This window comes from Vibrio phycocola (assembly GCF_054404255.1).
Window position 1 is genome coordinate 1 of sequence record NZ_JBTAMQ010000004.1, and the last position, 15,105, is coordinate 15,105.

The following is a 15,105-nucleotide window of genomic DNA, read 5'->3' on the forward strand; positions in this document are numbered from 1 at the left end:
AATAGGCATTCTTCTGTCGTATAAACGGTACCATTTCCATCACAATGAATAGAGCCACCTTCTAAAACAAGAGGTGCCTGGTAGAGATCATCTTTAGTTATCTCTAACATCTTTCCGGCCACAGCATTATCGAAATCCCATGGGAAATATAGTCCGTCAACGAGTCCTCCCCATGCGTTAAATTCCCAACTAATGCCTCGACGCTCGCCATTTTCACTGACTACGTAGGTCGCACCAATGTCTCTCATCCAGCTATCATTGTATTCCATTTCAATAATTGTGATTAGAGAAGGTAACTGGGCACGTGCGTTGGTCAATTGATCATGTGGAACAAGCATAATGACTGGAGTCGCTTTTGCTATCGCAATTGCAGTCTCTACAAATGCTTTCTGAGCAGGTTTCCCATTTAAGCGCCAGTTGTCGCTTCGAGTTGGCCATGCCATCCATATTTCGCTGTGTGCTTCGTTCTCTCCTGGCATGCGAAAATTATCACTTGCTGGGAATGATTCTATCAAGTTGCTCACGTCATGCTCCTCGGTTTTCGTTTACTCCGTTCTTTAATTGGTCATCTAGTGTTAACAAGCTTCTGAATACGGCGTTGGTATGACTCCCCACATCAAGTAGAATGCAATAATTTCGGCCTAATTCCTTCTTAGTAAGGATTCATGGTATCTATGTTTTTCTCATGGTAATGGTGTTCAATGAAAAGAGTTAAGTTTTTCGCATTATCAGGGAGCCTTCGAAAAGATTCCTATAATTCAGCAGCTTTAAAATCATTAGTAAAGACCTCCCCAGATCATATTGATATTGTAATTGGTGATATTAGCCAGTTACCTTTGTTTAATCCTGATTTGGAGTGTGAAGCAATTCCTGCACTCGATGACATTAAATCTCAACTTAAATTATCAGCGGGAATAATTATTTCCAGCCCAGAATATGCTCATGGCATTAGTGCGCCAATGAAAAATGCATTAGATTGGTTAGTCAGTAGCTATGAGTTCTCTGATATTCCGATTATGTTAATCAATACTTCGCCACGCGCTATCCATGCAATAGAGTCTTTAAAAGAAGTATTAACGACAATGTCAGGAATTATCATTGAGAGCGCTTATGTTTCAGTTCCATTATTAGGCACCGATTTAGTTGACGGGGATATTGACAAAGATAGCGAGTGCCATTCTGTGTTGAACAACGGTCTGGCACGTTTTTACAGTGAAGTTGTAAAAACATAACACATAGACTCTCTATTAAAACCTTCTCTTCCCCCTTTTTAGTGCGGAGTTATGGTTGAGTGCTCGACTATTTATGCGAGAGGTAAGTTCGGCGAAATTACGGAGCTTTATGTTAAGCCCAAGTGAAGTTATGCCATGACACGCTGCGTCTCTTCTCGTAATAATTCGGCATCCAGATAAAGCTGACCCTTGCTCCCATGTTCTAACGTTGTTTTCACCTTATAGGCTTCTCCAAGTTCTGGCATGGCTAAAACGTCGAGGGCGTCACCTTGAGTTTGTATCACGCCTTTATTCAGCAGCATAATTTGGTCGCAAAATTTGGCGGCTAAATTCACATCATGCAGTGCTGCGATGGTTATGAAGTTTCTCTCTATGGTCAGTTTCTTGATCACCGTTAAAATGGACAGTTGGTGGTGCAAATCCAATGCGCTTGTCGGTTCATCCAGTAAAATGACTTTCGGGTTTACCACTAAGATACGCGCTAACGCCACGAGCTGTTTTTGACCACCACTGAGTTCGCTGATGTTTTTCTTAGCCAGATGTTCGATATTGAGCAAGCTTAAAACCTGAGCGACTTGTTTTATATCATCGGGTTTTACTCGCCAGCCAGAGTTTTGTTTAAACGACACCAACACCGACTCAAATACCGATAACGCCAAACTGCTATAAAACGACTGCGGCAAATAGATCACGTCGCGGGCGCGTTGTATTTTTGAATAGGTTTTAAGCTCTTTTCCGTCCAAGAATACTTCGCCAGACTGCGTTTTAATTAAGCCAGCGATCGATTTAAATAAGGTCGATTTTCCGGCAGCATTAGCCCCTAATAAAGCGGTAAAACAGCCTTTTTCTAACGGTGAGATATTTAAGCTTTTGAGCACGCTATGAGCGTCATAACCGACGCTTAAATTAGAAACGGATAAACTCATATCGATTGCTCCTTGGAGTGTTTTAAAATAATGGTTAAGAACACAGGGACACCAATTAACGCGGTGATGATACCGATTGGGTAAATGATACCTGGAGTAATGGATTTGCTGACAATGGAAGTAACACTTAACATCAGTGCGCCAAGTAAAGCAGAAAGAGGAATAAAGTAACGCTGGTTTTCACCGACCAACAATCGTGCAATATGTGGCCCAACAAGCCCGACAAAACCAATTGTTCCGACAAACGCCACTGCGGTCGCCGCCAATAATGAAATGCAAATCAGGATTTCAACGCGTAATCGAGCAATATCGATCCCCATACTGAGGGCGCTTTCTTCACCTAATCGTAAAGCCGTTAATTGCCATGTTCGCATCATACAAAATGGCATTACGGCACATAATAAAGCGGATCCCCAAAAGATCTGTAACCAACTGGCACGATTTAAAGAGCCCAACATCCAAAAGACGATGCGCTGTAACTGTGTTTCAGATGCGCCGTATTGCATCATCGCCAGCATCGCATTAAACGCAAAGAAGATCGCTATGCCAAACAATATGATGGTTTGAGTGCCAACACCTTTTAAACGCATGAGTAGCAAGAGCAATCCGCATGTTCCGAGTGCGAAAACAAAGGCATTTAGCGTGACTAAAAAGGAACCAATATTGGCCGCGAAACCCACACCTGCGACAATGGCTAATGCCGCGCCAAAGCTCGCCGCAGAAGAGACGCCCAGCGTAAAAGGCTCGGCGAGGGGATTGTTTAGCAAGGTCTGCATGAGAGCCCCCGAAATCCCTAACATAGCACCCACAATCACGGCGGTCACGGCGATAGGAAGACGGTAATCCCAAATAATGACGTCAAGTTTAACCCCGTGAGATGAACGGTCTAACAGAACATCAAGAACGGTAGATAGTGAAAAATTACCTGGGCCAATACTGACATCAATAATCAGGCTCGCCACTAATAAAGCAACGACCAATACTAGCATTTGAACCTTTTTCGCTTCACTGGCGACAAAGCCATGAATGAGGTCATTTTGCTTCTTCAATACATACGGTGCGATATCGGTATCGGTTGTGGCGTGTAATTCTTTCAAATCTTGGGTATTACTGGTCATAAAACCAACCTAACTATAAAAAGAGTAAACATTAAGAGGGCACTTAATCTTGAGTAAAAAGAGGATTTAAGAAGCTTGATTCACTTAAATACTCCTAAAAGGTTTTCTTTCTAATACCGATAAGCAGCAGAGAAAAGAAAACCTATTGAGTCATATAAACGAACTATTTAAGTTTGTGCCAAAACACACCGCTGAAGTCGATAGGAAGAAAACGGTCGTGCAATTCAATGAAGTTGGCCGTTGTATCAAGGTCTTTAAAGTCTTCTGGGTAAAACCATTTTGCAAATGTTTGCAACGCAATGAAATGGTATGGGCTGTTATAAAACTGGTGGTACATAGAATAGAAATGCTTAGATTTAACGGCTTCTAGCTCTGGCCAGCCTTTACGATCAGCAAGTGCTTGTAGACGTTCTTGAGCGAGTTCAGATGTTGCTTCGTAACCGAGTAATACTGCTTGAGTATTTGGGTTCGCTTCTGCCCAGTTCGCGCCTGTGCCAATGATGTAATCCAGTTTGTCGCTGAAGATAACCTCAGGGTTTACCGATCCGCTAAAACCAGAAATCTTGCGGCTTCCCCAGTTGATACCGCCCGCTTCATCAACCAAGCGACCTAGATTTGCAGCGCCAAATGTACTGCAACATTTATCAGGGTTGTAGCCCGCCGCCCGTTCAATGAAAACGATAGGGCGCTCTTCTGGTTGTTTCGCTAATACAACTGAGCTTACAACACGCATTTGTTCCACATAGTAATCGATGAATTCATTGGCTTCTTTTTCCCGGTTTAGAACTTTACCGAGCATTAATAAGCTTGGAACCGTGTTTTGAGTAGGTCTTTGACGGAAGTCGACAAAGACGACTTTAATGCCTGCTTTTTCAAGTTTTGTTAACAAGCCGCTTTCTTGTGCTTTTAATAAATTACCCAAGTTAAGAATAAATAAATCAGTATCAAGTGTGATGATCTTTTCTAAGCTGTAGTCGCCAGTGTAAGGACTTCCCAAATTTGCAATGTTAGCGATCTGAGGAAAAGCTTTTAAATATTTACGATACGCATCAGGGTCATATTGGATTAAATCGTCTTTCCAACCAACCACTCTCTCTAATGGATTCTCTTTGTCTAATAATGCCAACGAGTAGGTTAAACGGCCTTCACCCAAGACGATGTTGTCAATTTTTTCTGGGTCTAGGCTTACTTTACGACCTGCGATATCCGTCACTTGAATGACGTCCGCTGAAGCACTAAAAGCAACAGATAAGAAAATAGGCGCAACTAACTTTGTTATAAATGAACGATTCAAATTCATCTTCTCTTTCCTAGATAGGTAATTTGGAAAGGAGTTTACAGAGGCAATGCTATCTTGTAAATAGAAATGAGAATCATAATCATTTATGTTGGTTTTTTTGGGACTTAGATATCTAACCATCATAGGGGGATTGGTATGACTCCCAATATCAAGTAATTTCAACGAGTTTTTATAGGTATCTAGTCCGATGAAAAGTATGTTAAGTTTTGCCATTCTGATCGCCAGTTTTGAGTTTCGTTAACTTGTTTTAAAGCTGATCATGGAAATATGCACTCAGGAGTTCATTCGTATGCCACATGTAGAAATTAAATATTCTGACAACTTGGATATAGACACGAAAGAAGTGTTTGATGTCATTGAAAAAATTATTAATAAAAAAGATTCCAGTGCCGGGGTATGTAAATCTAGAGCTTATCCTTGCTCGGAATATAAATATTCCCACATTCTCATTACAATATCGCTGCTCACTAAACCTCATAGAGATGAAGAGTTCACGCTAACGTTAAGTCGAGAGCTAGAAGAGTCGATAAAACGGCACCTTAAACAAAGTGTCTATTTTTCACTAGATATCGAATATAGCCTAGCGTATTACACCACGAATGTTCATCTCGTGGATGGCGATACGTTGGAAGAAATGACGAGATAAATTTAAAAAAATTGAAGGTATCCATTTCACTGGCTGAAGACCAAAAACCACTGCGTGTTTATCGGTTGGGTGATGTTAGGCGTTCTACGGAGAAAAAGTTGTTGTTGAATATCGAAGTCGCTTTGGTAAATGCATTTACTGAAAACGGAAAAGGCGGAAATCCCGCAGGTATTGTCTTGAATGCTGACCAACTATCTGATGATCAAAAATTAAAAATTGCACAAGCGGTAGAGCATTCAGAAACGGCGTTTGTTTCCAGTGATGACGTCGCTGATTATGAGGTGTCTTTCTTTACGATAACTGGAGAAGTTGACTTTTGTGGTCATGCGACGCTAGCGACTTTTTCTACGATGTACCAAAAGGGTATTCTTGCCGCAGGCTCGTATGTTCAACGAACGAAAGCTGGAATGCTGCCAGTTACAATCGAGTCTAATGGTAAGGTCGTAATGGACCAGCAATTACCTCAAAAATTAGATAGTTTTACATACCAAGAGATTGCAAACGTTATTGGTATTGAAAGTCACATACTAGCAAGCACGGCGTTACCTATTGAAGTGATTTCAACTGGGCTAGCTGATGTGATTATTCCTGTTCCTAACGGGTATTTAGATTCCATAGAGCCAGATGATGATCTTATCGCCGACTTCTGCAAAAAACATAACGTTGTTGGTTTTCATGTTTTTGAACTTTGTGACCCTGAACGTAATCTTACAGCAAGCTGTCGTAACTTTGCGCCATTGTTTGGTATATCAGAAGAATCTGCGACAGGTAGCTCTAGTGGAGCATTAGCTTGTTATCTTACAGAGCATCTCGCTTTAGGCCATGAGTATGTTTTTGAACAGGGAAGGGCTATGAATTGCACTTCAATGATTACAGCATCAGTGGAGTCTCATGATTCAATGGTAATAAATGTAAAAGTGGGTGGCTTTGCAACTGGTCTTGGTACAGTGGTCATTCCCGTATAACACATAAAAATCGATGTAGGGCAGTCAGCAATCCGACAGCCTTGTTGTGCCTATTCCAAAAGGCGGTAAACTAAGAGTTAAAAGATGAGTTTGATTAAGTTTTCAGTTTTAAAAAATATCGCTACTTCCGTTTTTCTTCTGCTCCTCTCAAGTGCCGCTTTTGGCGTAGAACGAGAGTATGTTATTGGCCATGAAGCATTGGACATATTCGGAGCAGAAGCTCTTGCTTTTACGCCAATGTGGGTGAAGGTATGGCTGATCTTTTTGCTCGGTACATTTGTTGCGGGGATCTTCTTCGTTCGGCAACACCACTTGGCTCGATGGGTGGTGGGTGGATTCGTAATTTCTATGACAACCGGCCACTCAATATATTCAGCTCTTGATCTACCATTTTTGGGAGGCGGTATCGCGATTATGCACCTTGTTTGTTGGTCGCCAGCATTAATATTACTGTTGCTTAAACGGCCCTATTTTGACGTAAACGAATCAACAGGGTTTCGTATTTGGGCGGGACTAATAACGGGATTCATTATTTTCTCTTTCATCTTCGATATTCGAGATGCTGCAATCTACATTAATCATATTAATGGCCTAGATTAGAAAATATGGGCGTAACACGTTGCTACTCCGGAAAAATGATTCGTTAGCATTTTTTCATTTCACCATATATATTAACCCGCTTTATTAATCCGTTTGATTCGAAGTTCGCTCGTAATCATCCCCTTAGCCGCCGGAGTTTAGCTTTATGATTAATATGAAAATATTTTTATTGATACCTATATTGGCTTTTTCTTTGTCTTGTTCCGCCACAAATAATTTGGATGACAACGTTCCTAATGTTAAACCGGACAGCCCAAGGGTTGCTTGGGATAAAGATTGGTGGGAAAAAAGGCATAATGCAAAGATTAAGCAAGCTAAAAATGCAGAAATAGATTTATTAATGTTGGGGGATTCAATTACCCATCGTTGGGAGATGGCCGGTTCAGCTGTTTGGCAACAATATTACCAAGACAAAAACGCCTTTAACTTAGGTTTTAGTGGAGATAAAACCGAACAAGTTCTTTGGCGTCTACAGAACGGCGCAGTCGATAATATGAGCCCTAAACTAACGGTACTCATGATAGGCACAAATAATACAGGGCAGAGAATGGATCCCGCAGAAGATACCGCTAAAGGTATATCGGCCATTGTATCGGAACTGCGTACACGACTTCCAATGTCTAAAATATTATTACTGGGTATTTTCCCGAGAAATCATTCTCCAAACGATGAGATGCGCTTGAGAAACCAAGAAATTAATCAACTGATACGTTCACTCGACGATAATAAGAGTGTTTATTTTTTGAACATCAATGAAATATTTATCGACGATAAGCAAATATTAAATCAAAAACTCATGCCTGACTTACTTCACCCAAATAGCGAAGGCTATCAACGGTGGGCCGAGGCAATGGCACCAACCATTAACAGGTTGATGAACTAAGTGGTGTTTTTCCCTTTGAGTGCGACTGTTTTTGCCAACCCGTATTTTCCTCGCGCGAGGGGGTATACCTTTTGAAGGAGAGCGTATGTCTATACCAAAGAAGTCATTATTGAATGAGTACTCAATTGGTTCGTATTTCAGTGATAGTTTCTCAAAGAGAATAAAATATAACAATCAAACTGCGATTGACGTATTTCTTGAAATAACAACGCAAACACCGGATTGGGTGGCTGTTCTTATGTCGATGAGAAACTCGATAGTATCGAAGCTCGGTTTGAAAAATTTGGGCGGTCTACAAGATGTATCTGGAGACAAGTTAGGTTCAGACTATGCCGTGGGTGAGCGAGTCGGTATTTTTACCTTGGTCAGTGTCACAGATAATGAAGTCGTACTCGAAGACTGTGACAAACACCTAAATGTCCGAGTTTCTTTTTTCGTTGAACCTGAAGGCGATACCGCTATCATTCACGCAAGCACCGTGGTTCATGTGCACAACCTGTTTGGTAAAGTCTATATGTTCTTCGTTACTCCGTTTCATAAAATCATCGTGCCAAGTACTCTAAAAGGTTTAGATCCGGCTTAATATCAAAGGTGATGTTGCCGCTTTTTTTCGCCTTGAAAATGCGCCTTCATGCTATCTATTCATCATCCTATTAGATTTATTCATGTTCTTTTATATCAATTCCTTGCCTAAGGAAGTGAGAATCATAAAATTCCTTAATTGTTATGTTATAACGTATCAATATTGATTTTTCCCTTATATACTTCTTCGTCGTTGCTTCAGCAAGCACAGTACATAATCACCAGCGTTAAACGACAGGAACAACCAGTAAGGAAATGAATCGATATGTTTAGGAATTTTTTTCATTCAATTGAAGGCTACTCTGACGGAGATCATCTCCCCATCAATACTGTGCTTGATAATTTGTTTTTTAACGAAGCAGGCTTAATCCCTGTGATCACTCAAGATGCGAAAACCAAAGATGTGTTGATGTTTGCTTGGATGAATAAAGAAGCGCTGAATATGACTTTGTCGACCCAGCGTATGACGTATTGGTCTCGCAGCCGTAATCAATTGTGGATCAAGGGGGAAACCAGTGGGCATACGCAAGCGATGGTATCCATGGCCTTTGATTGTGATGGTGATGTGGTGCTGTGTTTGGTTAATCAGTCGGGTGCAGCTTGTCACACGGGCAGAAAAGACTGCTTCTATCTCGATGTCGATATTAAGGCGCAGCAGATCGTGATTAAAGGGGATGCGCAAGCAGTATGACCCATGTATTGATTAAGCAGCACTTTCACTGTGTGAATGATGGCAAAGTCATCGAAGCAAGTCTAAGAATTGAAGGCCAACGTTACGCCTTGTTTTCAACCGTGAGTTTCAGGAGTAAATTTTGTTAAAGCGTGTTCTACCGGATGTCACATCCGATATCCATAACGATACCCCATATACATTACAGTGGGTGGGTATGGAAGATATTGCCGTTCCATTTTTGCTAAAGCAATCCAATGGTGTGTTAATGCAAGTTGCTGCTAAAGCGAACGTCTTTGTAAGTCTTGATGCTGCTGAGTCTAAGGGGATCCATATGTCCCGTATGCATCTTGCGATGAATCGACTGGATGATGTCACTTTTGATAGGACGACGATTGATACTTTGTTGGATGATTTGGTTACGTCACAACAAGGTATTAGTCAGGCGGCGAAGGTGGAGTTTGGTTTTGATTTAATTTTAAAAAAGCCCGCTTTGCTCAGTGGTGAAAGTGGTTTTCAGTCTTATCCCATTGTTGTGCGTGCTGAAAAAAGTCCCCGAGGGTATGAGTATGAATTTGAGTTGACGATTCCGTACTCTAGTACTTGCCCATGTTCTGCCTCATTGACTCGGCAGCTCTATGCGGAAGCGATAGAGACCACGTTTCCTGATGCCATGATCAATAAGGCCGATTTACTAAAATGGGCGCAATCGCTACAGGGGTCGGTGGCTACGCCACATAGTCAGCGTTCTTATGCTTATATTTGTCTGTCGATGAGCGGCTGTGAATGGCCTGATTTACGCGAACTGATTGTTCAAATGGAAGACACCATTGGGACACCAGTACAGACTGCGGTGAAGCGAAGTGATGAACAGGAATTTGCGAGGTTAAACGCCGAGAATTTAATGTTTTGTGAAGATGCAGCGAGGCGTTTGAAAAAGCATTTAGAGCAAATGAATATCGTGAAAGATTATTCATTCAAAATTGAGCATCAAGAAAGCTTACACGCACATAATGCTGTGGTTGTTGATCAAAAGTTTGGGCGCTAGGGCTGTGACTAGGCTATTTAAATAGGAATCGATCGGTTTAGGATAACTCTATGTAGGTTATCATCATTGAGCAGTTTTGATGTGTAACCATACGGGTTGCCTAAACACTTTCCGTTGATGATTGGCAAAGTGTCGATTTCACCGATGTTCTACTGATAACATTTCAGGCTAAGATAACGATAAATCCTATTATTTGCTCGATTGAGTGAGTGTAAGGTATTACCATAAACTAATAGATTTTTACTTGTAAGTGGTCACATATGCCTTTTCCTCCTTGTCCAAATTGTCAATCTGAGTACGTTTACCAAGATCAAAATAATCTCATTTGCCCAGAATGCGCCTATGAATGGAACCCTTCAGAAGTCGACGAAGATCGGAGCATTAAAGATGCAAACGGAACGTCGTTGGTAGAAGGTGACAAGATCATTATGGTTAAAGATCTTAAGGTAAAAGGTAGCTCACTTGTTTTAAAAATTGGTACCAAAGCAGTGATCAGACGCATTAATGAGGGCAAAGATCATCAGATTGACTGCAAAGTGGATGGTGTCGGTGACATGATGGTGACCGCTAAATGCGTCAAGAAAGCCTAAACTTATTTAAGATCAATACGATGCATTTACGCAGGACATTAACGTGGCGTCTAGGCAGGAGTTGATCCGATTTATTATATTTGTTATACCTAATTGTGTTCTAACTGTATGATTTTATTGATTAGTTGTTATTTTTATTTCTAATGTTGTTGATCATTTATGATCGCTTTTTCTATGCCAATATAGTTGTTTTTACCTCCCAAAGTCCTGATGGGGTTATTATTTTAAAGGCGCATAAACTATTATTGCGCAACTTTGATCATATATTTAAATTAGATCCTTTAGGATCATAAAAATATATAAATGGTCGAAATTAAATATATTAAAACGGCTATTTTAGGAAGTGGATCTTTCGCTATGTCCTTCTTTGTTATAAATTTGTTTCCATAATCCCAAACTTAGACTAATATGTATATGTCTGTCGAAATTATATATTTTCTGGTATGCATAAAAATAACTTAATAATTGAAACATCTCAGTTTGGCTTTGATTTTAATATCGAGATATTACCGTGGAATAAAGGTTTAACAACTTACCGCGTATATCATGATGGCGAAATGGAAGAGCTTGAAGGAAATCTCGGTGTTGGGTTTGATTCATTCGGAATTTCGAGCAGTAACGAGTGGATGAGACAAATCCCGCTTGAGGCGCTTCAAAACACCTACGATTTTAGTGAATATCAATTTTATATGCTTTGGTTAGCAGCCAACTCTGATACCGCATTGGCACTATTGATCAAACAACCACTGTTGATCGCTCTTGTGTGCTCCGCGACTCAGATAGAGCGTACTGAAGCGTTGGAAATGTGTAACCAGGGGAGTAAATGCATTCTTGCGTCTCTTGGGTTAGACAGCAGTGATTTAGCACTATCATTTATTGATAAGCTACGTTTCACCTATGAGTATGGGCATGAACTGACCTATGTTAGAAAATACCTAGGTTCAGATAAAATGCATCATCGCTTTATGCACTACAACACTGTTAATGATATGGCATTCGCGATAGATCAATCGACGCCACAGCTCACCGGTTCGACGTTAAGTCTTAAGCTCTCTGAAGCCACGTGTAAGCACGTCTGGTCTAAAGCGGGTTTGATTCGCAATACGCTATTGCTGAGTGAAAAGGTGGAAGATTTTAATGCAATTGCGCTTAGAAATTGCCAATCTTTGTCAGATGTTAGAGCGCTACAAACGCAGCTGAGAGAGCTGGACACACCTCTTCAAATGGAACAGAGCAGAAAGTTAAATGTGTCGTAGAACGTAGAATATAGTGTTAACTTCTACGCTCAACGACTCAACGACTCAACGTTATCTTGCTACGCGTTCCAATCTCCCCGAGATCAACCATCCCAACATCAGCTGTCTAATTCTAAGTGATTCTCACGCGATCATTAACGATCCGCAATCATTAGCGATCTAAGTTGTCATATGAAATTAGAGTGCAAAGCCCACGCTATTAGCAATCTCTTTTAATTTGGCTTTTGCGGCGATCACATCTTCAAACCACTGATCATTTTGCGCCCACATTTCAATCACCAGAGGCGCGGCGTAATCTATTTCTTTTAATGTGGTAAAGATGGCGTGAAAGTCAACCTGGCCTTCACCGATGACGAGATCTCGGAACTGACCTTTACATGTGCCGGATACACGTAACGTATCTTTTAAGTGTATTTGTACAATATGGTCTTGCCCAAGTTTCAATTCGGTGCAGACGTCGTAATTCCAGCCAGAAATGTTGCCAACATCCGGATAGGCCATAAAGTATGGTGATGGAATTTCACGTTTAAGTACTTCAAATTTACCCAGTGAATTCAAGTAAGGCGTATCCATTATTTCAACACCTAACATGATACCTGCACGTTCGGCCATTTTAACAGCCTGCTTCATGCCATCGATAAAACGAAGATGAGTTTGCTCGGATTGTTCTTCGTAGTACACATCGTAGCCAGCCATTTGAATACAACGAATACCCAGCTTGTAAGCTAAGGCTATGGCTTTTTCCATAATTAATAACGACTCGTTACGAATAGCGTCGTCCATAGACCCAAATGGAAATTTTCGATGAGCGCTTAAACACATGGATTGCAATGGCATTTCGAGTTTTTCGCTGAGGCGGCGCAGTTCGTAGATTTCTGCATCGCTCCAGTCTAAACGGGCACGACGTTCATCGGTTTCATCCACAGAAATTTCGACAAAGTCAAAGCCAGCTTCTTTTGCCTTGGTGAAACGTTCTTCCCATGACAATGTGGTTGGCATCGCTTTTTCATACAGGCCTAAGCGAAATTTGTTTTGGCTGCTAAACATGATGGTTCCTTACAAATAGTGTCGATTCATTAACGGTGTATTCAGCACGGTAAACTCATGAGAAGTTTTGAGCAATGGCTTGGTGAAACTCTGTGGCAACATCTTCGCCATTATCAGCGGCGAGTGCTCGGCCAGCAATAAAGGACTTCACATTGATCTCTTTAAACAAATGTAAGTCGGCTGGTACGATTCCACCCGTAACAGAGAGTTCGATACCAATGCCCGAAAGTGCATGCATCTTTTCTAAATCCGCATCAGTCCATGTTACACCTGCGAGTTCTGCATCGCGCGAGCGGTGATAAATGGCTTGTGTTATGCCCATATCAATCCAGCTTTGCGCATCGTCCATTGTCCAATGGCCGTATAATTCAATTTGCACTTCACCGCCCAGTTCATCGGCTACCTTCTTAGCTGCGCGAATGGTTTCTAAATGCGCGGCGGCGCTGACGGTGACCCAATCGGCTCCGGCTTCAAGTGCAATGCGAGTCAAAATAGCGCTAGCATCAGTAATCTTCATATCACACACGATGGTGTGATCTGGGTAGCGTTGGCGTAATTCTCTAACCGATTGTACACCTGCGCCAAAAGCCAAAATGGTGCCCGCTTCAATAACATCGACAAACCCACTGACTTTTTTTGCGGTAGCCAGAGCGGTGTCTAGATCGGGAGTGTCCAGTGCAATTTGTAGTAGGGGTTTAGTCATCTTTGCTTTCCTCGAATTCTTTAAACAACGACACCAGTTTTAGGTAGCGTGCGTATTTGGTTTGGTACTGATCAAATTTTTCTGAGTTCGGTTCAATACAGCGTGTTCCGCTGTCAAATGCGGTTAGAGCGCTGTTCAAATCTGTGTGTTCTCCGGTTCCAACCATTGCCATGGCGGCTGCACCTAACGAGCCAGTTTCTTCAATGTTCGGTATCTCTAAGGTCATACCGGTCAAATCGGCGAGCATTTGCATCCATTGTGAAGAAGCTGTGGGGCCGCCAGTGACGCGAAGAATATCCGCCTCAGGGAAACGTAGCCGCATGCGTTGTAAGTGCACGTTATGGCAAAATAAAATGCCTTCCCAAATAGCTTTTACCAAATCGCCTCGTTTGTGGTGGGAGTTTAAACCATAAAAGCCAGATTTAATGCCTAGCCCCATGTTTGAGCCATATAAGAATGGGACAAAAAACAAGTCGTGGCTATCATCGGAAACACTCGCGACTTCGTTCGCAATCGTGTCATGATCGAGCTCGCCATTGTCACTAAGGTAATCAGCGAACCATTCATAGTTACTGGCCGAAGTTGGGCTGGCTTCATGCACAATGTATTGGTCTTTCACAGCGTAATGACCGTAGACAAAATTGTGATCCATCTTGGTTATGTCTTTTGATATGCCTGAGGTGACTGACCATGTGCCCATCACATAGTTAAGTTTTGGCTGCTCAGCATCAATACCGGAACAGACAGCGGTTGCGACCACGTCAAACAAACCACCGAAGACAGGTGTATCTTTCGCTAAGCCCGTCAGCTCTGCGGCTTTCGCAGTAATGCCGCCGGCAAGTTCATCGGCATTTAAGATCGGTGGCAAAGCATCCCACAATTCTTCAATGCCAAACAGCTCCAGCAATGCTTTATCGTATGAACCTGTGTTGGCATTAAAGAAATTGCTTTCCGACATATTGGTGAGCTCACCGTGTACGGCTCCGGTTAAGCGATAACGCAGGTAATCGTGAGCCATCATCACTGAACCAACATTCGCGTAATTTTCGGGTTCATTCTCTTTTAGCCAACGCATAATGGAAACAGGGTGACCAGTCCATAAGGTTTGTAACGTTAACGGGTAAATTTTTGCTGGGTAGTCCTGTTGATGCCACTCTTTAACGATTGGCAGTGAGCGGCCGTCGGATGATAAAATACCATTGCGTAAGTTATTACCCTGTTTGTCGAGTAAATAAACCCCTTTCCCTTGTGCAGAAATACTTACGCCCTTCACTTGTGCTGGCGTTACATCGGTTAAGGTAAATAACTGTTTTATCACATCGCAAGCGTTATCCCAGAGTGCGTCTAGATCGCGTTCAACCCAACCTTCTTGTTCAGTGACCACGCTGGCCGACACCCGTGCGAGGGCGATTTGTTTGCCGTTGCTATCAAATAAGCCCGCTTTCATAAACGTGCCGCCAGAATCTAAACCTATGAAATAATTCATGTCTGTATCACCTTGGGGTCACGCAGGGTATACCCCTGCAAAATGTTATCTAT

General features: G+C 41.9%; 17 protein-coding genes. 10 read left to right on the forward strand and 7 right to left on the reverse strand.

Annotation, left to right across the window (positions count from 1 at the left end; translation table 11 throughout):
* A partial coding sequence (locus ACXJY6_RS06235; protein ID WP_458767730.1) for an agmatine deiminase family protein occupies nt 1-524 on the reverse strand: 524 nt, incomplete at its 3' end.
* 177 nt (nt 525-701) lie between these two features.
* Here ACXJY6_RS06235 and ACXJY6_RS06240 point away from each other — a divergent pair.
* Nucleotides 702-1,232, forward strand: a complete 531-nt coding sequence (locus ACXJY6_RS06240) for an NADPH-dependent FMN reductase (RefSeq protein WP_458767731.1) — start codon at nt 702-704, stop codon at nt 1,230-1,232.
* A 128-nt stretch (nt 1,233-1,360) separates the two neighbouring features.
* On the opposite strand, the gene ACXJY6_RS06245 is transcribed toward ACXJY6_RS06240, so the two are convergent.
* From ACXJY6_RS06245 to ACXJY6_RS06255, 3 genes are all read right to left on the reverse strand, one after another.
* On the reverse strand, nt 1,361-2,158 hold the full coding sequence (locus ACXJY6_RS06245) for an ABC transporter ATP-binding protein (RefSeq protein ID WP_458767732.1): 798 nt from the start codon (nt 2,156-2,158) through the stop codon (nt 1,361-1,363).
* Nucleotides 2,155-3,276, reverse strand: coding sequence for a FecCD family ABC transporter permease (locus ACXJY6_RS06250; RefSeq protein WP_458767733.1), 1,122 nt, complete (start codon nt 3,274-3,276; stop codon nt 2,155-2,157). The genes ACXJY6_RS06245 and ACXJY6_RS06250 overlap by 4 nt, the downstream gene beginning before the upstream one ends.
* A 163-nt stretch (nt 3,277-3,439) precedes the next feature.
* Nucleotides 3,440-4,576 (reverse strand): ABC transporter substrate-binding protein, encoded by a 1,137-nt coding sequence (locus tag ACXJY6_RS06255; RefSeq protein WP_456049331.1) that lies wholly within the window; start codon nt 4,574-4,576, stop codon nt 3,440-3,442.
* Nucleotides 4,577-4,865: 289 nt separating this feature from the next.
* On the opposite strand from ACXJY6_RS06255, the gene ACXJY6_RS06260 reads away from it, so the two are divergent.
* The 9 genes from ACXJY6_RS06260 (at nt 4,866) to ACXJY6_RS06300 (ending at nt 11,816) form a co-directional block, all read left to right on the forward strand.
* The gene (locus ACXJY6_RS06260; RefSeq protein WP_456049332.1) at nt 4,866-5,222 is read left to right on the forward strand and encodes a hypothetical protein; all 357 of its coding nucleotides are present in this window, start codon (nt 4,866-4,868) and stop codon (nt 5,220-5,222) included.
* A 98-nt stretch (nt 5,223-5,320) separates the two neighbouring features.
* Nucleotides 5,321-6,187: a PhzF family phenazine biosynthesis protein gene (locus tag ACXJY6_RS06265; RefSeq protein WP_458767734.1), complete on the forward strand. Its 867-nt coding sequence runs from the start codon at nt 5,321-5,323 to the stop codon at nt 6,185-6,187.
* Nucleotides 6,188-6,271: 84 nt separating this feature from the next.
* The gene (locus ACXJY6_RS06270) at nt 6,272-6,787 is read left to right on the forward strand and encodes a hypothetical protein (protein ID WP_458767735.1); all 516 of its coding nucleotides are present in this window, start codon (nt 6,272-6,274) and stop codon (nt 6,785-6,787) included.
* Between the two features lie 145 nt (nt 6,788-6,932).
* Entirely contained in the window at nt 6,933-7,670 is a 738-nt protein-coding gene (locus tag ACXJY6_RS06275) for a platelet-activating factor acetylhydrolase IB subunit (RefSeq protein ID WP_458767736.1), read from the forward strand.
* Nucleotides 7,671-7,755: 85 nt separating this feature from the next.
* The gene (locus tag ACXJY6_RS06280) at nt 7,756-8,253 is read left to right on the forward strand and encodes a DUF2867 domain-containing protein (protein WP_458767737.1); all 498 of its coding nucleotides are present in this window, start codon (nt 7,756-7,758) and stop codon (nt 8,251-8,253) included.
* A gap of 264 nt (nt 8,254-8,517) precedes the next feature.
* Nucleotides 8,518-8,943: a phosphoribosyl-AMP cyclohydrolase gene (gene hisI / locus ACXJY6_RS06285; RefSeq protein WP_458767738.1), complete on the forward strand. Its 426-nt coding sequence runs from the start codon at nt 8,518-8,520 to the stop codon at nt 8,941-8,943.
* Nucleotides 8,944-9,064: 121 nt separating this feature from the next.
* Nucleotides 9,065-9,970, forward strand: coding sequence for a GTP cyclohydrolase FolE2 (gene folE2 / locus ACXJY6_RS06290; RefSeq protein WP_458767739.1), 906 nt, complete (start codon nt 9,065-9,067; stop codon nt 9,968-9,970).
* Between the two features lie 260 nt (nt 9,971-10,230).
* Nucleotides 10,231-10,560, forward strand: coding sequence for a zinc ribbon domain-containing protein YjdM (locus tag ACXJY6_RS06295; RefSeq protein WP_458767740.1), 330 nt, complete (start codon nt 10,231-10,233; stop codon nt 10,558-10,560).
* 443 nt (nt 10,561-11,003) lie between these two features.
* On the forward strand, nt 11,004-11,816 hold the full coding sequence (locus ACXJY6_RS06300) for a hypothetical protein (RefSeq protein ID WP_458767741.1): 813 nt from the start codon (nt 11,004-11,006) through the stop codon (nt 11,814-11,816).
* A gap of 177 nt (nt 11,817-11,993) precedes the next feature.
* Here the strand turns inward: ACXJY6_RS06300 and ACXJY6_RS06305 are convergent, their stop codons facing one another.
* The 3 genes from ACXJY6_RS06305 to ACXJY6_RS06315 are packed head-to-tail and all read right to left on the reverse strand — an operon-like array spanning nt 11,994 to nt 15,052.
* On the reverse strand, nt 11,994-12,863 hold the full coding sequence (locus ACXJY6_RS06305) for an L-ribulose-5-phosphate 3-epimerase (RefSeq protein WP_456049341.1): 870 nt from the start codon (nt 12,861-12,863) through the stop codon (nt 11,994-11,996).
* Between the two features lie 55 nt (nt 12,864-12,918).
* A complete protein-coding gene (locus ACXJY6_RS06310; RefSeq protein WP_458767742.1) occupies nt 12,919-13,566 on the reverse strand; it encodes a 3-keto-L-gulonate-6-phosphate decarboxylase UlaD in 648 nt (215 codons plus the stop codon).
* Complete coding sequence (locus tag ACXJY6_RS06315; protein ID WP_458767743.1) at nt 13,559-15,052, reverse strand: FGGY-family carbohydrate kinase; 1,494 nt, start codon at nt 15,050-15,052, stop codon at nt 13,559-13,561. The genes ACXJY6_RS06310 and ACXJY6_RS06315 overlap by 8 nt, the downstream gene beginning before the upstream one ends.
* Nucleotides 15,053-15,105 lie beyond the last annotated feature (53 nt).